21 protein-coding genes and 2 pseudogenes are annotated in these 20,593 nt (G+C 32.4%); 5 read left to right on the forward strand and 18 right to left on the reverse strand.

The annotated features are described in order from the left end of the window. Window positions 1–126: 126 nt before the first annotated feature. The 4 genes from PF021_RS04325 to murI all read left to right on the forward strand — a co-directional run bounded on the left by PF021_RS04325 (window position 127) and on the right by murI (window position 3,803). Entirely contained in the window at window positions 127–1,038 is a 912-nt protein-coding gene (locus PF021_RS04325) for an aspartate carbamoyltransferase catalytic subunit (protein ID WP_271021192.1), read from the forward strand. Between the two features lies 1 nt (window position 1,039). After that, on the forward strand, window positions 1,040–1,648 hold the full coding sequence (locus PF021_RS04330; RefSeq protein WP_271021193.1) for a LysE family translocator: 609 nt from the start codon (window positions 1,040–1,042) through the stop codon (window positions 1,646–1,648). A 76-nt stretch (window positions 1,649–1,724) separates the two neighbouring features. Further along, a complete protein-coding gene (rho, locus tag PF021_RS04335) occupies window positions 1,725–3,050 on the forward strand; it encodes a transcription termination factor Rho (RefSeq protein ID WP_271021194.1) in 1,326 nt (441 codons plus the stop codon). Window positions 3,051–3,053: 3 nt separating this feature from the next. Further along, window positions 3,054–3,803, forward strand: a complete 750-nt coding sequence (murI, locus tag PF021_RS04340) for a glutamate racemase (RefSeq protein WP_271021195.1) — start codon at window positions 3,054–3,056, stop codon at window positions 3,801–3,803. Here murI and PF021_RS04345 read toward each other — a convergent pair. The 13 genes and pseudogenes from PF021_RS04345 to PF021_RS04405 all read right to left on the reverse strand — a co-directional run bounded on the left by PF021_RS04345 (window position 3,797) and on the right by PF021_RS04405 (window position 15,237). Beyond that, window positions 3,797–4,540 (reverse strand): hypothetical protein, encoded by a 744-nt coding sequence (locus PF021_RS04345; protein ID WP_271021196.1) that lies wholly within the window; start codon window positions 4,538–4,540, stop codon window positions 3,797–3,799. The genes murI and PF021_RS04345 overlap by 7 nt on opposite strands. A gap of 121 nt (window positions 4,541–4,661) precedes the next feature. Further along, window positions 4,662–5,333, reverse strand: a complete 672-nt coding sequence (hsrA, locus tag PF021_RS04350; protein WP_271021197.1) for a homeostatic response regulator transcription factor HsrA — start codon at window positions 5,331–5,333, stop codon at window positions 4,662–4,664. A 108-nt stretch (window positions 5,334–5,441) separates the two neighbouring features. Further along, window positions 5,442–6,785, reverse strand: a complete 1,344-nt coding sequence (locus PF021_RS04355) for a class II 3-deoxy-7-phosphoheptulonate synthase (RefSeq protein WP_271021198.1) — start codon at window positions 6,783–6,785, stop codon at window positions 5,442–5,444. 99 nt (window positions 6,786–6,884) lie between these two features. After that, on the reverse strand, window positions 6,885–8,162 hold the full coding sequence (locus tag PF021_RS04360) for a citrate synthase (protein WP_271021199.1): 1,278 nt from the start codon (window positions 8,160–8,162) through the stop codon (window positions 6,885–6,887). A gap of 113 nt (window positions 8,163–8,275) precedes the next feature. Then, entirely contained in the window at window positions 8,276–8,791 is a 516-nt protein-coding gene (gene lolA / locus PF021_RS04365; RefSeq protein ID WP_271021200.1) for a LolA-like outer membrane lipoprotein chaperone, read from the reverse strand. Beyond that, the gene (locus tag PF021_RS04370; protein WP_407081413.1) at window positions 8,788–9,270 is read right to left on the reverse strand and encodes a YqhA family protein; all 483 of its coding nucleotides are present in this window, start codon (window positions 9,268–9,270) and stop codon (window positions 8,788–8,790) included. Before PF021_RS04370 ends, lolA begins: the two co-directional genes overlap by 4 nt. Before the next feature lie 75 nt (window positions 9,271–9,345). Continuing rightward, window positions 9,346–9,798: pseudogene (locus PF021_RS04375) on the reverse strand (aldehyde dehydrogenase family protein). Further along, window positions 9,714–9,905: an aldehyde dehydrogenase family protein gene (locus PF021_RS04380; protein WP_271021202.1), complete on the reverse strand. Its 192-nt coding sequence runs from the start codon at window positions 9,903–9,905 to the stop codon at window positions 9,714–9,716. Before PF021_RS04380 ends, PF021_RS04375 begins: the two are co-directional and overlap by 85 nt. After that, entirely contained in the window at window positions 9,902–10,132 is a 231-nt protein-coding gene (locus PF021_RS04385) for an aldehyde dehydrogenase family protein (RefSeq protein ID WP_320415070.1), read from the reverse strand. Before PF021_RS04385 ends, PF021_RS04380 begins: the two co-directional genes overlap by 4 nt. Window positions 10,133–10,292: 160 nt before the next feature. Continuing rightward, a complete protein-coding gene (locus tag PF021_RS04390) occupies window positions 10,293–11,627 on the reverse strand; it encodes an anaerobic C4-dicarboxylate transporter (RefSeq protein WP_271021203.1) in 1,335 nt (444 codons plus the stop codon). A gap of 23 nt (window positions 11,628–11,650) precedes the next feature. Further along, complete coding sequence (locus tag PF021_RS04395) at window positions 11,651–13,063, reverse strand: aspartate ammonia-lyase (protein WP_271021204.1); 1,413 nt, start codon at window positions 13,061–13,063, stop codon at window positions 11,651–11,653. Window positions 13,064–13,164: 101 nt separating this feature from the next. Continuing rightward, the gene (locus tag PF021_RS04400; protein WP_271021205.1) at window positions 13,165–14,526 is read right to left on the reverse strand and encodes an MATE family efflux transporter; all 1,362 of its coding nucleotides are present in this window, start codon (window positions 14,524–14,526) and stop codon (window positions 13,165–13,167) included. A gap of 36 nt (window positions 14,527–14,562) precedes the next feature. Next, window positions 14,563–15,237, reverse strand: a complete 675-nt coding sequence (locus PF021_RS04405) for a uroporphyrinogen-III synthase (protein WP_271021206.1) — start codon at window positions 15,235–15,237, stop codon at window positions 14,563–14,565. A 42-nt stretch (window positions 15,238–15,279) separates the two neighbouring features. Between PF021_RS04405 and PF021_RS04410 the strand changes: the two genes are divergently transcribed. Further along, window positions 15,280–15,591 (forward strand): rhodanese-like domain-containing protein, encoded by a 312-nt coding sequence (locus PF021_RS04410; RefSeq protein ID WP_271021207.1) that lies wholly within the window; start codon window positions 15,280–15,282, stop codon window positions 15,589–15,591. Here the strand turns inward: PF021_RS04410 and PF021_RS04415 are convergent. The 5 genes and pseudogenes from PF021_RS04415 to PF021_RS08630 form a co-directional block, all read right to left on the reverse strand. Beyond that, complete coding sequence (locus PF021_RS04415) at window positions 15,578–16,207, reverse strand: LysE/ArgO family amino acid transporter (RefSeq protein ID WP_271021208.1); 630 nt, start codon at window positions 16,205–16,207, stop codon at window positions 15,578–15,580. The genes PF021_RS04410 and PF021_RS04415 overlap by 14 nt on opposite strands. A 3-nt stretch (window positions 16,208–16,210) precedes the next feature. Beyond that, window positions 16,211–16,654 (reverse strand): low molecular weight protein-tyrosine-phosphatase, encoded by a 444-nt coding sequence (locus PF021_RS04420; RefSeq protein WP_271021210.1) that lies wholly within the window; start codon window positions 16,652–16,654, stop codon window positions 16,211–16,213. Further along, the gene (recJ, locus tag PF021_RS04425; RefSeq protein ID WP_271021211.1) at window positions 16,651–18,198 is read right to left on the reverse strand and encodes a single-stranded-DNA-specific exonuclease RecJ; all 1,548 of its coding nucleotides are present in this window, start codon (window positions 18,196–18,198) and stop codon (window positions 16,651–16,653) included. The genes PF021_RS04420 and recJ overlap by 4 nt, the downstream gene beginning before the upstream one ends. After that, window positions 18,173–19,822, reverse strand: coding sequence for a CTP synthase (locus PF021_RS04430; RefSeq protein ID WP_271021212.1), 1,650 nt, complete (start codon window positions 19,820–19,822; stop codon window positions 18,173–18,175). The genes recJ and PF021_RS04430 overlap by 26 nt, the downstream gene beginning before the upstream one ends. Before the next feature lie 110 nt (window positions 19,823–19,932). Next, a pseudogene (locus PF021_RS08630) lies at window positions 19,933–20,437 on the reverse strand (DUF2165 family protein). Window positions 20,438–20,593: the final 156 nt, after the last annotated feature.

Genomic DNA, 20,593 nt, shown 5'->3' on the forward strand with positions numbered 1-20,593 from the left:
CCAAACACAAAATTTTGTGCGATTCTAGCATATTTACTAGGCAAAGCAAAGCAAACTTAAAGTAATTTAAAAATATAATTTAGCATTTTACAAGAATGAATTTTTTGGGGTTTAAAAGGGAAATAAATGCCACGCAATTTAATAAGCACAAAAGATTTTAATAAAAACGAAGTTGAAATGATACTTAATTTAGCAGAGCAGTTTTTAGATGGAAAACCTCGCAATTCTCTAAATGGACACATTGTAATTACTATTTTCTTTGAAAATTCAACAAGAACTCTATCTAGCTTTGAAGTTGCAACCAAAAGACTTGGTGGTAGCGTAGTTAGACTAGATGTTGAGAGAAGCTCAACTTCAAAGGGTGAGACCCTATTTGATACTGCAGCAAACTTAAATGCCATGAATCCAAGTGCCATTGTAGTAAGACATAAAAATTCCGGCGTCCCAAATATACTATCAAAATATCTTTCGTGTTCTATTGTAAATGGAGGAGACGGCTCACATGCGCACCCCACACAAGCATTACTTGATCTACTAACACTAAAGAGGCATTTAGGAAATGTAGAAGGTAAAAAAATAGCAATAGTAGGAGATATAAAAAACTCACGCGTTGCAAATAGCAATATAGAATTACTAAGCAGATTCGGTATGGAAGTAATACTAGTAGCCCCACCACATTTCCTTCCTAGAACAAAGCTAAAATACACACATGATATAAAAGAGATAATAGACAATATCGATGCGATAATGAGTCTAAGAACACAAACAGAAAGACACAATGAATCTATATACTCTAGCCTAAAAGACTATGCAAAAGATTACTGCATAACAAAAGAGCTAGTAGGAGATAGAAATATAATCTTATTACACCCCGGACCTGTGCATAGAAATATAGATATAAGCGATGATATGCTAAGCGATTCAAGATGTAAAGTGCTAGAGCAAGTAACACATGGTGTAGCTATAAGAATGGCAGTCTTAGAGACACTAATAGCACAAGATGTAACAAAACTTCCTAAACATTTCCCATATTTTTAATATGGAATTTGTATTAGTTTTTATAACGGGATTTATCGCTGCTATAACTCCCGGACCTGATATATTATTTATCACAAGAAATACATTGCAATATGGTTTTAAAGAAGGTTTATATAGCTTATTTGGCGTCTTTAGTGGTTGCACTATTTTTGCACTTTTAGTGTATTTTGGGCTAACTAAGATTCTAAGTGGCGATGCTTTTCAAATGACATTAAGCATTATAGGCGGAGTGTATCTAATATATCTTGCAATATCTTTGCTAAAGAGCAAAAATAATATTAACCTAATAAAACATATAACAAAATCTAATAATTGCTACCTAAAAGGTCTTTTTATAAATCTCTCAAACCCAAAGGTTATATTATTCTTTGCAGTAATAGTAACCCCATTTATAGATAAGAATCTAGGATTAAACCTTATTTCGTTGATGCTTGGTAATTTATTAGCATTTTTTAGTGCGTTAATACTCTCTATATATTTTAGGAGATTTTTAACAAATGATTTATTTAACAAAATAGATAAGATATGTGCGATTGTGTTTTCTATTTTTGGTGCGTCATTGCTGTATTCAGCCATTTGTATGCTTGACAACACTTTACTTTTAGAATAGAATTTTAATTTTAATCTACTTAATCACTTTCTTAAACTTTAGGCACTAGCCAAATCAATCACAATAGAGGTTATAAATGAGTGAAAAAAACGAAAAAGAAACAAAGCATAAATCAAGGACACATACGCCCGTTGAAGGCTACACGATAGAATTTTTAAGATCACAATCAATAGATAAATTAGCAGAAATAGCAAAATCTCTAGGAATTGAAAACCCCCAAGAATTTTTAAGACAAGAATTAATTTTTGAAATATTAAAAACACAAGTAAGCAAAGGTGGATTTATACTATTTACTGGAATCTTGGAAATCACCCAAGAAGGATATGGATTTTTAAGATCTATTGATGAGAATTTCTCTGGCTCAAGAAACGATGCTTATGTAAGTAGCACACAAATTAGAAAATTCGCTCTAAGAAATGGAGATATAGTAACAGGTCAAGTAAGATCACCAAAAGATCAAGAAAGATATTATGCTCTATTAAAAGTAGAAGCGATAAATTATCATTCACCAGATGAAATGAAGAATCGTCCTTTATTTGAAAATCTAACACCTCTATTCCCAATACAACAAATAAAACTAGAATACAATAGCTTTAAAATCACAGGTAGAATGCTTGATTTATTCGCACCAATAGGCAAAGGACAAAGAGCATTAATAGTTGCCCCTCCAAGAACTGGTAAAACAGAATTAATGAAAGAACTAGCATATGGTATCACACAAAACCACCCTGAAGTAGAGCTAATAGTGTTGCTAGTAGATGAGCGACCAGAAGAGGTAACAGATATGGAACGAAGTGTGAAAGGGGAAGTATATAGCTCAACATTTGATATGCCTGCAAGCAACCACACAAGAGTTGCTGAATTAGTTGTAGAAAAGGCAAAGAGAATGGTTGAGATGGGAAAAGATGTAGTAATCCTTTTAGATTCAATTACAAGACTTGCAAGAGCATACAATACAGCAACTCCAAGTAGCGGAAAGGTGCTAAGTGGTGGTGTAGATGCAAATGCACTACATAGACCAAAAAAATTCTTTGGTGCTGCTAGAAATATAGAACAAGGCGGTTCTCTAACAATTATAGCAACAGCCTTAATTGAAACTGGCTCAAGAATGGATGAAGTAATATTTGAAGAATTCAAAGGTACTGGCAATAGTGAAATAGTCCTATCGCGACCTATTGCAGAAAGAAGAATCTATCCTGCTATGGATATACTAAAGAGTGGTACAAGAAAAGAAGAGTTACTACTAGGTAAAGAAAAATTACAAAAAGTTTGGGTTTTAAGGAATGCGATTCATCAGATGAATAACGAAGTTGAAGCACTAACTTTTCTTTATTCTCAAATGCAAAAATCAAAAGACAATGAAGAGTTCCTAAACAATATGAATGATAATGCCAAGGAATAGCTTGTGATTCCAAGAAAAATTGGTGTTTTTGATAGCGGAGTTGGTGGGCTTAGTGTTCTTAAGAGCATAATTAGCTCACAACATTTTGAAACTATCGTGTATTATGGAGATACTGCTAGAGTTCCATATGGAACGAGAAGTAAAGAAGTTATCACACAATACTCTCTTGAAGCATTAGAATTTTTTAACACACACAATATAGATTTACTAATAGTTGCATGCAACACCATTAGTGCATATGCACTAAAACAAATGCAACAAAACGCAAATTACCCAATCATAGGTGTGATAGAGCCGGGTGTATTAGCACTTACAAACAAAATCAAAAATAAAGATTCAAAAATACTAATACTAGGCACAAAAGCGACAATAAATAGCAATATATATGCAACTTTATTGCAAGATAAGGGATATAGCAACATACAATCACTACAAACAAGTCTATTTGTTCCAATGGTAGAAGAAGGGATCTTTAGTGGTGAAGTCTTAAATAGTGCAATAAAATATTACTTTAACAACATAAATATTCCAGATGCTATCATACTTGGTTGCACACATTTCCCACTAATCTCAAAAGAAATATCAAACTTTTTTAACAACAAGCCAATCCTTATACATTCAGGCGAATCAATAGTAGAATATCTACAAGCAAAATATAAGCTACAAAGATTCGACACTACAAACATAGAATTCTATGCAAGTGATAGCTTAGAGAAACTAAAAGCAACTGCAAATATTTGGCTAAATCAATAAATCTCCATAAGCTCAAAATCTTTTATAATTGTCGGCTTTTGTTTTAGAGGAGCTGCAAACTCATTTCCTATTTGATATATTGGCAGAAGCATAAACTCTTCTTTTTTATCTTCATTATATGCATAGTATGTTTTATTTTCTTCTTTATTTTGCATATTTTTCTTAGGCATTTTTAGAGCAATTTCTTTCATTTCTTTTGTATCAAAATATCCTTGAAGTTGCTTTACTCTTTGTGCAATATCTGAATAATACTTTTCAGCTTGGACATTTGAGTTCTCATTTTTTTGCCAACTATATCCTTTATTATATGATTTAATAATATTTTTCCAGTTTCCCTTATGGGTTTTATCCCAAAATTGCAACTCACTAATGGCGATTTTTGCTGCAAACTCATCGTTTTCTACAAGTAAAGCACCTACCATATTTTGCGTAAATCCATTTTGCTTTAAACTTGGATATCTTTTAATTACACCAGGAATATAAGCATGAAAATTGCCAGCACTTGGATCTTGAAAATTCATTTTATATTCTCCAGCACAAGATTCTTTCCATGCTATTGCAGCTAGAGTATATCCATAGCCAAATTTTTCTCCAGCTAGGTAAGATTTTAACAGCACTTCTTTTTGAGAATCAGAAAAGTCCTTCAAAGGAACACAAGAGTTTTTAAACTCAACTTGGGGGACAGCAAAGGCAATAGAATACAAAAATAAAAATAAACAAACGATCCTTAAATTCATACAAACTCCTTTTGGAATTTATTAGCAAGTATCGTTCCTTTTTAGATATAAATTAAGAAGTTAGCAGACAAGAATCTTTAGAAAGTAATTTGCAAGAAGGAGATTCTTGCTTGAAGAATCTTTAAGAACCTTTAGGATAGCAGAATCTATACCCTCTTCTTCTAACGGTTTCTATTGTAGCTATGTTTAGTGGTTTATCCATTTTTTGTCTTATTTGATTTATTGCAACTTCTATTACATTTGGAGTTACAAGTTCAGGCTCTTCCCAAATGGCATCTAGTAATTGTTCTTTAGATACTATTTGTTCTTTATGTCTAGCTAAATGTGTTAAAACCTCAAAAGGCTTACCTTTTAATTCGATTTCCTGCCCCTTGTAAGTAATCTTCTCCTCATCAGGATTAATAACTAAGTCATCTATTTCAATTAAATTTGACCCACCAAACCTAAGTCTAGCTTCAATTCTAGCTAATAAAACATCAAAATCTAGTGGTTTTTTCAAATAATCATCAGCACCACTCTTTAAAGAATCTATTTCACTTTTTGAATCTGTCTTTGATGATATTATAATAACCGCTGTTCTTGGTGATTTGCTTTTAATTTGACTTACAATATCAAGTCCGCTACCATCTGATAGCAAAAAGCTAGTTATAACTAAATCATAATTTCTAATACTAATATAATACTCACCATCTTTTAAATTCTCTGCTACATCAGTTTGATAGCCACTGCTGTTTAGTTTATCAGTAATAGACCTATTGAGACCTATATCATCTTCTATGATTAAAATACGCATTTGAGTATCCTTAAATAAAATCATTGACGATTATAACATACTTTTTCAGATTTTTTTAAAAATTTCTTATGAAAATTTTAAGGAATCTAAAAAAATATTTAAATCATTCTATCTGCCATGCTTTAAAATATCAGCAATCAAAAATGATAGCTCAACAGCTTGATTTGCATTCAATCTAGGATCACATTGTGTATTATAATTAATACCAAGTCCCTCTTCTTTGACAAGACCACCAATGCATTCTGTAACATCTTCTCCAGTCATTTCTAAATGCACTCCACCAGCATAAGTTCCTACACTTTTATGAATCTCAAAAAAACTCTTCACTTCGCTTAAAACATCATCGAAGATTCTAGTTTTATAACCACTATCTGTCTTTATCGTATTTCCATGCATAGGATCAATGCTCCATACAATCTCTCTTCCTTCATTCTTTATAGATTCTAGCAGTTTTGGGAATTTCTCTTTTATAGCAACACTGCCCATTCTTACAATAAGATTCAATCTTCCTGCTTCATTATGAGGATTTAAAATATCGCAAAGCCCTAAAATCTCATCTTTTGTGCAACTTGGACCTATTTTTACACCAAGCGGATTATCAACACCTCTTAAGAACTCCAAATGAGCACCATCTAAATTCCTTGTCCTCTCACCTATCCATAGCATATGAGCAGAGCAATCATACCACTTGCCAGTTAGATGATCTTGTCTCGTTAGAGCTTCTTCATAGTTTAGCAGTAATGCTTCATGTGAGGTAAAAAACTCAATCTGTCTTAATGAAGTTGTATTAGCAGAATCAATTCCACAAGCTTTCATGAAGGATAATGCTTGATTAATCTTATCTGACATATCTTTGTATTGTAAAAAGTTCTCTCCACGCACAAAATCCAAATTCCACTTGTGAACTTGATTTAAATCAGCCAAACCACCATAGGCAAATGCACGAATAATATTTAGTGTTGAGGCTGACTGATGATATGCTTGTAGCATTCTTTGTGGATTTGCTTCCCTTGCTTTAGCATCAAACTCTATATCATTTATAATATCACCCCTATAACTAGGCAATGAGATTCCATTTATACTCTCACTATCACTAGATCTAGGCTTTGCAAACTGCCCCGCCAAACGACCAACCTTTACAATAGGACAACTACCAGCATAGGTTAAAACAACAGCCATTTGCAAAATCACCTTAAACAAATCCCGTATCTTTATAACACTAAAATTAGAAAAACTCTCTGCACAATCTCCACCTTGTAGTAAGAATGCTTCTCCTTTTGATACTTTTGCTAAATGTTTTTTTAACGATCTTGCCTCACCAGCAAAGATTAATGGTGGATATTTACATAATTCTTCTTCTACTTTTTTTAGAAATTCTAAGTCTGAATATTGTGGTTGTTGTAGTGCTACTTTGCTTCGCCAACTATCTATGCTCCATTGATTATAAGACATATTAATTCCTAATTTTTTAATAAGCGTTGATTGTAGCAAAATGGAATATAAAATAAAATATAAATTAAAATTATCATAGCATGTATAATGCTATAATAATTATTCTCCTAGATATACTTGTCTAGGACGAGTGATTCTTGCATAAGGATTTGTTATGTGTTCTATTGCTTGAGCACACCAACCGGGCATTCTCCCAATCACAAATATAGGCGTAAATAATTCAACTGGAATCTTTAGTGCTGTTAAAATAATTCCACTATAAAAATCAACATTAGGATACAAATTTCTCTCTTTAAAGTAATCATCATTCAATGCTACCTCCTCTAGTTTTTCAGCTATTTCACTAAGCCTTGAATCCATCTTAATTCCCTTTTTATCAAGCTCATCTTTTAATGCCTTAATAGCCTTTGCTCTAGGGTCATAATTCTTATACACACGATGTCCAAATCCCATAAGTCTAAAAGGATAGTTTTTATCTTTAGCCCTTTGGATAAATTTATCTACATTATTTACATCACCTATTTCTCTTAATTGATCTAGCACCTTTTCATTTGCACCACCATGAGCTGGACCCCATAGCGCATTTATACCTGCTGATATTGCAGCATATGGATGAACACCAGTTGAAGCTACATTTCTAACGGTTGTAGTTGAAGCATTTTGACCATGGTCTGCATGAAGTATAAACAACTTATCTAACGCTTCAATTTCTAGTGCAGTAATTTCTTCTTCACCATTTATTGTATATTTTAACCTACCTCCCGGATATGCTCTAAGCATGTATAGGAAGTTTTCAACATATCCTCTACTAATATCAGGGTAAATAAATGGTGCTCCAACAGAATTTCTATAAGAAAATGCAACCAAAGTAGTAATCTTAGCAATGATTCTTCTAGCCATAACTTGATAATCATTTATATCATCTTTACTATCAAAATGAAATGTAGATAATGCAGCAACTGCAGAGCTTAGATTCGCCATTGGGTGTGCTTTATCAGGGAAGGCACTAAAAATATTTATAAGACCTTCATGCAAAAAAGATCTATGTCTTAACTCTAAATCAAATTCAATAGATTCTTTTTCGTTTTTTGGTGCTTCCCCAGTTATCAATAACTTTGCCACATCTGTAAATTTATATTTACTTACAACTTCTTCTATTGGCATACCTCTATATAAAAGCTTCCCATTTTTACCATCAACATAGCTAATAGTAGATTCACAACCTGCAGTAGAACCATATCCCGGATCGTAAGAGAAGATATTGGTAGTTTCAAAAAGCTTACTAAAATTAACCGCTTTTGGACCTCTAGTGCAGTCAATTAAATCAAAGTCAAACTTCTCACCAGTTTCATTGTTTATAAGTGTTACCGTTCCCATAAATACTCCTTATATAACTATTATGGATTCATTGTAACAAACTTTTAATACAAATAGTAAAAAATTTTTTTAATTTTATAATTTTTATTGTTTGGGCTTTTATTTTTTACACACTAGTTGTATATAATATCTATATCACTTGTGGGTTTAAACTCGAAAATATGAGGCTCTATGCTACTATCTACTTTTATTTGACTAAATTTTATTTCAACTTGATTTTTCAAAGAATCTTCAAAAGTAATGGAGTTTAAAATTCCATCTTTAAAAGTTAAATTATATTTCTGTCCCATGATTGTAGATTCATATAGATTATCCTTTATTTTTTTAGCACTTTTAATTAAGCTTAAAATGTCCAAATTCTCTTGCAAAGAGCTAATGATTGCTTGTTTTAACCTTGGTTCATAAATAATCATTGAATCTCTTTGAATGTATATCTGCTTTATTATAGGACTACTATAATCCCATAACACATAATATGGAGCAAGACTTAATATTCTTCCTTTATAGACTATATTATCGCTTTGTGAGTGCAAAATTTGTGTAAATTCCGCCTCAAAACTCTTAATATTTTTAATCTCCCCAAAGATAAAAGTAATGCAAATAAAAAATAAAGCAGATATTCTAATCAATGTTTTGAATCCTTATGCAAGAAATATAATCCAACTGCAAGTGCAAGTATGGAAATAGCAAAAAACAGCATATCTTGTGTGCTTTTCATTCCCATGTTTAATACTTTAGAAAAGAATGCCACAATTAAAGCCATAACAATCACCTTTGCTAACTTATCTTTTAATTGATCTAAAGTATGAATCTCTAAAACTTTTGAATTACTATCATCTTTTATTTGAATCTTACAAATAAATAACTCATATAAACCAAATGCAAAGATTAGTAGCACAACCGCTATAAGATATAAATCAACCGCCATGATGATTGTATTTAACAAAATGTTATGTATATCAGCACCATCTCCTAATACACCACTATAATACAAAAATGTATCCTTAGCCGCCTTTATAATATCTATACTAGCAACTATAAAAAGCAACACCGAACCAACAAGTGATAATACAACTGCTAAAATGATAAATAATCTAGCATTCCACATTAGTTTTTCAAAGATTCTTCTTATAAGCTCCAAAATACTTCCTTTCACAATAAAAGGCAAAATTATATCTAAAAATTACATATTAAGACAGATATATTTTAACTCCATATATTCATCAATTCCATATTTAGATCCTTCTCTGCCAAACCCACTATGCTTAATATCTCCAAAATGTGCTACTTCATTTGATATAAGCCCAGTATTTATACCAACCATACCATATTCTAAGCCTTCAGCCATTCTCCATTACCTTTTATAATCATTTGTAAAAACATAAGAAGCAAGTCCATATTTAGTATCATTTGCCCTGCTAAGTACTTCCTCTTCTGTATCAAATTTAAAAATATGTGCAATAGGATCAAATGTTTCTTCTTGAGCAACTATCATTTCATCACTTACATCACCTAGCAATGTAGGACCAAAAAGTCCCGCCAAATTCATGCTCAATCCAACATAGATTCTGCTTCGTGCATAAATTCTATTTGCACAAATACAAGTCTGACCACTATTTCTAAATTTTGTGAGCATTGTTTATATAATTTCATACCAACTTCACTAGTTCCAGTAAAGCTAAGCTTTCTAACTATATCACTCTTGCATAAGACTTCACAAATCTCACTTGAATCTCCATTCACAACAACAAATAATTCTCTACTAAATCCAGCACCACCTCTCCAAAAGATTCATTTAATGGCTTACCTTGTTCCTTTGTCATTAATTCTGCTAAAAATTCTTTATTCTTAATTATTAACTCATAAAATCTATAAAGCAAATCACTTCTATGTTCTACTAGAGATTTAGCATATTCAATCTGTGCTTTTTTAGAATCTAAAATTATTTGTTCTAACTCTTGCTTGTTTATCTTTTAAACATAGGCGATTATTTCATTAGTGGCTGGATTATTCACAGCAAAATAACCATGAACATCATTGCGCGATACATATCTTTGCAAAATATTCATAAAAATACCCTCCACAAAAAGCATTTCTATAAAAACTAATCAACCCAAAAAGGGTTGATTATTAAATAAATGATACTACCAAGAATCCTAAAGCAACGGCAATAGTAATTGAAACTACACCCGGTATAAAGAATGCATGATTGAATATAAACTTTCCAATTCTTGTTGTTCCAGTATCGTCCATTTGTACCGCACCTAGCAATGTAGGATAAGTTGGAAGCACAAAAAGAGCTGAAACTGCAGCAAAGCAAGCAACAAGCATATAAGAATCTCCAGGATTTGTAGCACTAATTCCTAATGCTGAAATAATAACCGGAGTAATAGCTTTTGCAGTTGCAGCTTGAGAGTATAAAAGCATACTAGCAAAGAAAAATGCAACAGCAAGCATTGCAGGAGTTTGCTTAACCCACTCACCTGCTACTTCCTTAATAGCAGCTTCATGTCCAGCAACAAATGTATTTCCAAGCCACGCAACACCAAAAACACACACACAAGCTGTCATACCAGATTTAAATACACTTGTATCTAAGATCTTGCCCGGCTCAACTTTACATACCCATGTAATTAAAAGTGCAGCAGTTAAAAGAAAACTCATAATAGCAGCATCTCTAGGGATAATCACAGGATCAATCCATTTAATATTATTAGAAATTGCAGTAGCATAAAGCACAACACAAAGCACTGTAACTAAAAAGATTCCAACAGATAACTTAGCACCAGGCTTATCTTCAGCATTTAAAACATCACCTGCATCTTTTACAAGTCCTTTTGCTAATCTTTCTTGATATACTGGATCTTTACTTAAATCAAGAGGAGTAATTACACTAACAATAAAAGCTGTAACCATACAAGCAACAAAGGTAGTTACAATCCATATACCAATTAAAGTAGGATAATTCCAACCTAAAGGCTCTAAAACACCAGTCATATAAACAACTGCCGCAGATACTGGAGAAGCTGTAATTCCAATTTGCGAAGAAACAACCATTAGTGACAACGGGGCACTAGGTTTTATATTTTGCGATTTTGCAACATCTACTACAACAGGCATTAGCGAAAATACAGCATTCCCAGTCCCAGCTAAAATAGTAAGCAACCAACCACAAGCTGGGGAAAGATAATTGATATATTTTGGGTGTGTACGAAGTAGTTTTTCTGTAACCCTAACCATATAGTCTAGCCCACCTGCTTGTTGCATAGCCGAAATTGCAGCAATAGCAGCAGCAATAATTAAAATAACATCCCATGGTATATTCCCAGGCTTCATTCCTAATAAAAGTCCAAGAACAACAACACCCAAACCACCTGCATATCCTATAGCTATACCGCCAAGTCGAATACCAATAAAAATGGAACCCAAAAATACGATCAGTTGTAAAATAATCATTATATCCATAAAATCCCCCTCAACTTAAAGACTTAATCTTTTCTTTTTTCTGTCATTTGAGGATTTAGCATGTTTTTAGGATCTAAAATCTTATCGATTTCTTCTTTTGGCAAATATCCTCTAGCAAGACATATCTCACCTACTGACTTGCCAGTTTCTAATGCTTCTTTTGCAATGCTTGCAGATTTTTCATAACCTAAAACAGGATTAAATGCAGTAACAATACCAATAGAATTTAATACTGATTGTTTGCAAGCTTCTGCATTAGCTGTTAAATGCTTGATAGCCTTTTGCGCTAGAGTTTTCATGGCATTTTCTAACACTATAATAGAATTAAAGAGCGCATAGGCAATTCCCGGTTCAAACGCATTTAATTCAAACTCTCCTCTTTCAGAGCAAAGCATAATAGTTACATCATTTCCAATTACTTCATAGCAAGCCTCGCCTACTGCTTCACAAATCACTGGATTTACTTTTCCTGGCATAATAGAACTTCCAGGTTGCATTTTAGGAAGATTTATCTCACCTAAACCACATCTAGGACCTGAATTCATAAGCCTTAAGTCATTTGCAATTTTTGATAGTCTAACTGCAGCAGTCTTTAATGCACCACTTACTGCTACAAAATCTGCTGTATCTTGAGTAGCTGCTATTAGATCTTCTGCGGGTTTAAAATCTACACCTGTAATTTCTTTCATTCTTTTTTCTACAATTACTTTATAATTTGGGTGGCAGTTAATCCCTGTCCCAATGGCGGTAGCACCTAGATTTAGTGTTTCCATAACGCTTCTTGCATACTTAATCTTTTCAATATCACTCTTAATATAACTTGCAAATGCATTAAATGTATTTCCCAAAGTTGTAGGAACTGCATCTTCAAGCTCTGTTCTACCCATTTTAATGATATCTTTGTATTCTTTTGCCTTAATTAAAAGCTCATCTTTTAATTCTTCCATAGCTTTTAGTAAATCACCCAATTTTGCATGAGTTGCCACTTTAATCGAGCTAGGATATGTATCATTTGTAGATTGCCCTAAGTTTGTATGATCATTTGGGTGCAAATATTGATATTCTCCCTTTTTATGACCCATGCTTTCTAACGCTATGTTTGTTAAAACTTCATTAACATTCATATTAGTTGAAGTTCCAGCACCACCTTGAATCATATCCACAACAAACTGATCAATAAATTCACCAGCAATTAATCTATCACAAGCTTTTGCTAACGCATCAGCCTTATCTGCATCTAACACTCCAACTTCCTTGTTCGCTAAAGCTGCTGCTTTTTTAACTTGTGCAAAAGCCTTTATAAAAAATGGATAATGCTTTAATCTCCTACCGCTCATATGGAAATTTTCTAATGCTCTAAAGGTTTGAACACCATAATAAACATCATCAGAAATCTCTAACTCACCAATGAAATCATGTTCTTTTCTCGTCCCCATAACGACTCCTAAAACTTTAATTACACCTTTAATTTAAGGATTTGATAATACTACTCCTAATAACTTTAATATATTATTAAAAAAATAAATAATTTCTACTTCTAAACTTCATTCCTCAATACCCCTTTTTTGCATTCATACAATATAACTAAGACAACAACAAAACAAGCACATAAATTACCAAGCGGATAAGAATACATAACACCAACAAAGCCAAATATTTTAGGCAATATAAGTGCAAAAATGAGTGCAAAAATCAAAGTATAAGATAGCGTAATAATTAAAGACCCAAGAGTTCGCTGGATAGATTGAAAGAAAATGGCACTCACCATATTGATACCCAATAAAATATACGACATGAAATAAATCATCATAGAATCTCGTATATCATAAAATAAGCTAGAATCCCTAGCATTTATATTCTCTTGTAAAAACAAAGGAATAATGTAAGGACTAAAATAATAAGATAATCCATACATAAAAACACCAACAAAAAAGCCAAATATAATGCCAAATGTAAATACACTTCTAACCCTATCTATCAATTTTGCACCATAATTATAACTAGCAATTGGCTGAATCCCTTGAGCAACTGATAGCAAAATAGTAAATGGAATAATTCCAACATACATAAGCACACTATAAATAGATAATCCCCTATCCCCAGAAATACCACCTATAATATGATTAAAAAGTAGCATCATAATACTTACACTAATTTCAGCACTACTTTGTGGAATCCCATTTTTAGTAGCCATCAAAATCGCATAAATATCAAAAGCTCTAATTAAATATAAATCACCCCTTTTTCTTAAAAAATGCTGCAATAATATAAGCATACCTATTCCATGCCCCATAACAGTAGCCAATGCACTCCCACTAAGTCCCCAGTCAAACACAAATATAAATAGATAATTTAAAACCACATTCATTACTGCACCAACGAGCATAGCAACCATAGCCAAGATAGGCTGTCTATCATTTATAGCAAATGTATCAAGAATTGGGTGCAAAACTATAATAAAAGCACCCAAATAAATAATCTCTGTGTATTCCTTAACAAGAGGTAATAGCGTCTCACTAGCACCTAGATAAAGAGAAATTGAATCTGAATAATAAAAGAGTAAGATTCCACCAACAACACTACTAATAGCTGCAAAATAAAAAACGGAACTAAATATGATCCTCGCCCTAAAAGCTTTGCCTTTACCCAAAAAATAAGAGCTCATAGCAGCAGCACCAATTCCAAACAATAACTCAAATGCAATAAGCACTGGAAAAATAGGCCAAGCAAGTCCAATTGCCGCTAGTGCATTTTCTCCGAGCTTTTTACCTACAAAGATTCCATCTATTGTAGAATATGTTGATAATGCAAGCATAGCAACCAAAGAAGGCAAAAAATAAGAAAAAAATAGTCGAATTACTGAATCTGATTTTAAATTTAATTTTGCATTGCTAACCATACAAAAATCCCCCAAAATTATACAAAGCCTGCGATTCTAACATAAATCATTTTTTGCGTATTTTAAGGATTCTTCTATGCTTATACTAGGTGAGATTATTATATTTGCGTTATGCAATCTACTTTGTGCAAATTCATAAGTAGTCTTGCCAATACATAGAGCAATATAGCTACTATGCCAATTATAATTAAACAAAAATGCCTCTACACCAGAAGGTGAGCTAAAAAATATGACACTATTTTTATCTAGTTTAACTTTATCTTCTAAAATAACAAAAGAAGTTTCATACAATACAGATTCAACTATATTTATGCCATTATCTCTTAGTGTTTCATATAAATTTGATGCCACCTTTTTAGCCCTTATAAAAAGTGGATTTTTATTTTTTAAAATACCAACCAATTCAAATGCAAACTCATCTCCATAAGGGCTTTTAGATACATAATAAGGCTTTATTTGTAACCTCTCTAACTCTCTTTTAGACGCATTTCCCAAACAATATGTCGGAATCTTTGCCCATTTTGTATGATTTATTTGAGCTTCTAAAGATAAAACAGAATTTTTCGAAGTAAAAATCAAACTATCACAATACAACAACTTATCTTCTAGTCTTGTATCAATAATAACTTGTATATCAAGTAATCTTAGTGGAGTTGCTAAGCTATCATAGGGGGATGAATCTTGTTTTGTGATATAATAAACCATTTTCATAAATAAAATTGTATCAACTTTTAGATGAGAATTAAAATGTATATGAAAAACAAAAGCAAAGCAAACAAAATAACAAACAATGAAAATATCGATGAATATATAAAAATCGACATAAGAGCTAGAGGATACTATCTAATAAGCCATGTAAAAGATTCAATAAACATAAGCGATCTCAAAAGAATAAGCTTCATAGCAGAAGAAAATAAAGATAAAAAACTGCTTCTTTATTGCCATAGTGGTGCTACTGCAGCTGAATTTGGTGATAAACTAGTAGAGCTAGGATATAACAATATTTACTATTATGATGATAATTATTTTAATATGCCAGATTCATGGATTGTTAAAAATAGTTAATAAACTCTATAACATATCCATACAATCCATAAGCTATATAAAACATAACAAGTGCGGTAAATACATGCAACATAGCCCAAGTTTTCGTGCTTTTAAATAACACACTAGCCTTCTTTGCAGCAAAAGAAATACTAACAAACCAAATACAAGAAGCCAAAATCACACCAAATGAAAAAATAAATTTCTCGCCAATATCCAAAGAAAGGGACATAGCACCTAAAATAACGATAGTATCTAAATACACACTAGGATTAAGCAAAGTAACTGCTAGAGTTTGGAGAACTATGTTTTTAATAGAATCTTTTCTATCCAAAGAAGTTAGCTTTAAATATTCATTTGCCCTTATAGCTGACCTTAATGACAATAACCCATAAGCTAAAACAAAAATAAACCCCAGCACACCAAGAAGTGATGAAATTATTTTGCTATGTGCAATTAACTTTGCCACCCCAAAGACACCTAAGCTTACAAAAAATACATCGCATAAAATACAAATCACACACACAAGTAAAATATGATTTTTCATTATTCCTTGCTTTAGCACAAATGTATTTTGAGCTCCAATTGCTGCAAAGAGTGCAAATGCAGTAAAAAATCCCTTGCTTAATACCTCCACTAATTATCCTTCTAATTCATCATACATAGTATTTATTGCCCTCTCTAGCATACTATATACCTTCTCAAATCCGCTAATGTCCCTATAATAATAAGGATCTGGTATATCCTCACCACCAAGCCCATAATCACCCATTAGCACGACATTAGAAAATCCCATTCTCTTTAAATCATTAAAATTACTTCTATCCATAGCAACTATTAAATCAAACTCGCTATCTCCATATACGCTAACCTGCCTTGACCTTAGCATACTTATATCTATCCCGTAATTTTTTGCTACTAAAATTGATCTATCATCTGGCTTTGAGCCTACATGATAACTAGCAGTCCCAGCAGAATCAACTACAACACTAAGTCCTCTCTTATCTGCCAACTCTCTAGCAATACCCTCCGCCAATGGCGATCTACATATATTTCCAAGACATACAAAAAGTATTCTCTTCATTCTTTCTCCTTATATGATATAACCCTAACTATAAGCTCTCCATAGTAATTAAAAGCATGACAAAACACTATTTCAATTTCACTATTTTCTAATATCTTTGGTATCTCCTCACCAAACTTTATAGCATTCAAATATAAATTATCATCTCTTAGCACAAACGCACTATGTCCCCCATTATTGCCTATATGTTTTATGTTTGTAATCTTCGCTTTAGTTTTAAAATGTGGCTTAAAATTCCCCTCACCATAAGGCTCATAGCATAAAATCATATTAAAAAACTCATCATCTAAATCTTTAAATAACACTTCGCCAAGCACCAAATCATCTCTAGCATAAAAAGATTCAACAAATCTTAATCTATCTTTTAATTGTTCTAAATTTTCTAGCTTTAAACTAAGCCCTGCAGCATTATTATGACCACCATATTTAAGCAATAAATCACTACAAGAATCCAAAATCTCCATGCACGATTCACCCCTCATGCTACCCTTTATTACACCTCCTTCATCACTTGTGCTTAAAACTATGCTTGTTTTTTTGTATTCTTCAGACAATCTAGCAGAGACAATACCCAAGATTCCTTCATGCCAAGATTCATCATACACCACAATAACCCCACTATTCTCACACATATCTTTAGCATGTAAATATGTTTGGTTTTGAATCTTTTTTCTCTCTTCATTTAGCAATAATAAATGCTCAAACTTTTTTCTACCGATAGCATAGTCCCTCTCGCATAAAAACTCATAAGATAGCATAGCACTATCCATTCTACCAGCACAATTTAACAAAGGAGCAAAGGAAAATGATATAAGCTCACAATCAACGTGGCTTTTGTATTTTTCTTTTAGAATCTTAAAGGCAGTTTTATTGCTATTTTTTATACACTCTATACCTTTTTTTAATAACACCCTATTAATTCCACTTAATGGCATAACATCACTAACAATAGCCAAAGCCAAAAAATCCAAAAAAATGGTCATATTGACACCTAAATTCATCTCTTTTTTCAATGCTGCACACATATACCACGCCACACATGCACCACATATATCGGCTTGAGGAAAGTTTGGAGATAACTTTGGATTGCATATTAATGCACTTGGCAGAATCTCTGGTGGATTATGATGATCTGTTATTATCAGTTTTATATTTTTTTGTTCACATATTTTAGCAGCTTCAACTGCATTTATGCCATTATCAACGGTTATTATTACATCTGCACTTATTCTTTCTAATAGCTTTTTTGAAATGCCATAACCATCTTTGAATCTATTTGGAATTACAACATCTAATGGATAAGAAATTAAATCAAAAAACTCCTTTACAATAACACTTGAGACTACACCATCAACATCATAATCTCCTATTAGTGTTATTTTTTTATTATTTTTTATAGATTTATGTATTTCTTTGGCGATTGTTGTTAGATTACATAGAGATTCTGGTGGTGGGAGATCCTTTAGAGTTTGTATGTCATTAGAGATTCTAGCATCTAATAAGGCTCTAATAGAATCCTTATTTAGAAGAATGTGATTTTGCATTAATAGCCTGTCTTATAAATTCTAAAATCACTAAATTTGGTGCTTGTAGTCTTGAAGTAAATTCTGGGTGGAATTGCACTGCGACAAACCAAGGGTGATCTACAAGCTCTACTGCCTCTATTAGCCCATGAGATTCGCCGCTTACTATCATTCCTGCTTTTTCCAATATTTCTCTATATTTTGGATTGGCCTCATATCTATGTCTATGTCTTTCATAGATTTTACTCTGTCCATTATATGCTTTTTGTAATTTACTATCTTTTTTTGTATAACACTCATATTCTCCAAGCCTCATAGTGCCACCCATAGGAGATTTATGAGTTCTTATTTGTTCTTCACCATTAGTATCAATAAAGTTTTCTATTAAATATATTGCCGGTTCTTTTGTTTCTTTATTAAATTCAATTGAATCAGCTTGCAGGATGCCTAGCTTATTTCTACAAAACTCTATAATCGCCAATTGCATACCAAGACATATTCCCAAAAATGGAATATTGTTCTCTCGTGCAAATTGTATCGCTTGCATTTTTCCATTTACTCCACGCACACCAAATCCACCCGGAACCAAGATTCCACCAACATATCTTAGCTTCTCTAAAGATTCTTCATTGTTTTCTATTTCTTCGCTATCTATCCACTCTATATTTACTTTTGTATCTAAATTTGCTCCAGCATGAATTAAAGCTTCAATTAAAGATTTATAAGACTCCTTAGAACGCAAATATTTTCCAACAAATGCTATTGTTACTTCATTTTGAGGTGCTAGAATCTGCTTTACTAAAATATCCCATTCTTTCATATCTGGATTAAATTCTGGTAATTTTAAAAATCTAGCAATAGGGCTTAATACCCCTTCTTTATAGAAATTTAGTGGCATTTGATAGATGCTTTGTGCATCATGAGCACTAATTACACAATCAGAATCAACATCGCAACTCATAGATAGCTTATTTTTTAAATCAAGCGGTATTTCCTTTTCACTTCTTGCAATTATTATTTGAGGACTAATACCAATCCTTCTTAATTCTTGCACACTATGTTGAGTTGGTTTTGTCTTAAGCTCACCTGCAGCTTTAATTAATGGTATTAGAGTAACATGCAGACTAATAACCCTATCCATTCCATATTCTTGCTTCATTTGCCTCATAGCTTCTAGAAATGGCAACCCTTCTATATCTCCTACAGTGCCACCAAGCTCTACGACTAGTATCTCCCTTCCCTCACCTGCTAGTTTTATTCTATTTTTAATCTCATCTACAATATGAGGCACAACTTGTATTGTCTTACCCAAATATCCACCACTTCTCTCTCGCTCTATTACAGATAGATATACTTGCCCTGTTGTAAAGTTATTTTTGGAAGTAAAACTTGTATTTAAGAATCTCTCATAATGCCCTATATCCAAATCCGTCTCTGCACCATCTGTGGTAACAAAAACCTCTCCATGCTCTAGTGGGCTCATGGTGCCCGGATCTACATTTATATATGGGTCTATTTTTAAGATTCCAATACAAAATCCAGATTGTTTTAATAAAGTAGCTATAGAAGCAGATGTAATACCCTTACCCAAAGAACTTAAAACACCACCAGTTACAAAAATATATTTAGTATCAAAACTAGACATTACATAACCTTGCATATATGATCTTTAGTTTCATTATAACTTATAAGAGGTTAATTATTAATATAAGAAAGCAGACTTCATTAGGAATCCCAACTTAGGATTCCTAATAATTAATCATCATTTTTTAATGATAAATAAACTAATGCAACAGACATGTAAGTAACAAGCCTAAATGCATCAGGAAGACCATTCCATGTTTTGCTCATCCACATTGCAAACCATTCTCCAGCTACAACTTGGAATCCAAAAAACCACAAAAGGCAGCATAGAGTTAGAGAAATAATCCCATATACTTTGGCTTTGTGAAAACTATCTGCATCAAGCCTAATAGCCTTTAGCATATAATAAGCCCCAATAAGTGCGGTAGTAGCTATTATAGTTTCAGTAATAATTACATATATACATAAAATGATGCATAAAAGTATCAGTAACTGCACGATATTCTATTGCTTTACCCAAGTAATCAGGCTTTGTATCCATGCTCATCATGTGCTTTACAAACTGATAATTTGAATCATAATCAGTAATATTACCAAACACCACAACCAACGCTAAAGCAGCAACGCTTAGTAGCACCATAATTTTTGATAAACGAATAATAAAAGAAATATTCATTTGTCCTCCAAAAAATTATATTAATGCTTTTGTTGTAAGACTAAAAAGTCAAAGAGCCGACAAGGAAGACATAATTTATATGCCTCTTGTCGGTGAAATTTTAATATAACTAAGTATTTTGTCAAACAATATGCTTAAGAAAATAAAAGTTTTTAT

Origin of the sequence: Helicobacter ibis, assembly GCF_027859255.1 — a bacterium.
In the GTDB taxonomy this organism is placed as follows: domain Bacteria; phylum Campylobacterota; class Campylobacteria; order Campylobacterales; family Helicobacteraceae; genus Helicobacter_D; species Helicobacter_D ibis.

What these genes read in the sequence shown, in the direction of transcription:
- PF021_RS04325 (WP_271021192.1), top strand. Translation starts at nt 127, where the DNA reads ATGCCACGCAATTTAATAAGCACAAAAGATTTTAATAAAAACGAAGTT.
- PF021_RS04390 (WP_271021203.1), bottom strand. Translation starts at nt 11,627, where the DNA reads ATGGATATAATGATTATTTTACAACTGATCGTATTTTTGGGTTCCATT.
- hsrA (WP_271021197.1), bottom strand. Translation starts at nt 5,333, where the DNA reads ATGCGTATTTTAATCATAGAAGATGATATAGGTCTCAATAGGTCTATT.
- PF021_RS04430 (WP_271021212.1), bottom strand. Translation starts at nt 19,822, where the DNA reads ATGTCTAGTTTTGATACTAAATATATTTTTGTAACTGGTGGTGTTTTA.
- PF021_RS04400 (WP_271021205.1), bottom strand. Translation starts at nt 14,526, where the DNA reads ATGGTTAGCAATGCAAAATTAAATTTAAAATCAGATTCAGTAATTCGA.
- PF021_RS04395 (WP_271021204.1), bottom strand. Translation starts at nt 13,063, where the DNA reads ATGGGGACGAGAAAAGAACATGATTTCATTGGTGAGTTAGAGATTTCT.
- PF021_RS04330 (WP_271021193.1), top strand. Translation starts at nt 1,040, where the DNA reads ATGGAATTTGTATTAGTTTTTATAACGGGATTTATCGCTGCTATAACT.
- PF021_RS04410 (WP_271021207.1), top strand. Translation starts at nt 15,280, where the DNA reads ATGAAAAACAAAAGCAAAGCAAACAAAATAACAAACAATGAAAATATC.
- PF021_RS04370 (WP_407081413.1), bottom strand. Translation starts at nt 9,270, where the DNA reads ATGTGGAATGCTAGATTATTTATCATTTTAGCAGTTGTATTATCACTT.
- PF021_RS04420 (WP_271021210.1), bottom strand. Translation starts at nt 16,654, where the DNA reads ATGAAGAGAATACTTTTTGTATGTCTTGGAAATATATGTAGATCGCCA.
- PF021_RS04355 (WP_271021198.1), bottom strand. Translation starts at nt 6,785, where the DNA reads ATGTCTTATAATCAATGGAGCATAGATAGTTGGCGAAGCAAAGTAGCA.
- rho (WP_271021194.1), top strand. Translation starts at nt 1,725, where the DNA reads ATGAGTGAAAAAAACGAAAAAGAAACAAAGCATAAATCAAGGACACAT.
- PF021_RS04345 (WP_271021196.1), bottom strand. Translation starts at nt 4,540, where the DNA reads ATGAATTTAAGGATCGTTTGTTTATTTTTATTTTTGTATTCTATTGCC.
- recJ (WP_271021211.1), bottom strand. Translation starts at nt 18,198, where the DNA reads ATGCAAAATCACATTCTTCTAAATAAGGATTCTATTAGAGCCTTATTA.
- PF021_RS04405 (WP_271021206.1), bottom strand. Translation starts at nt 15,237, where the DNA reads ATGAAAATGGTTTATTATATCACAAAACAAGATTCATCCCCCTATGAT.
- PF021_RS04360 (WP_271021199.1), bottom strand. Translation starts at nt 8,162, where the DNA reads ATGGGAACGGTAACACTTATAAACAATGAAACTGGTGAGAAGTTTGAC.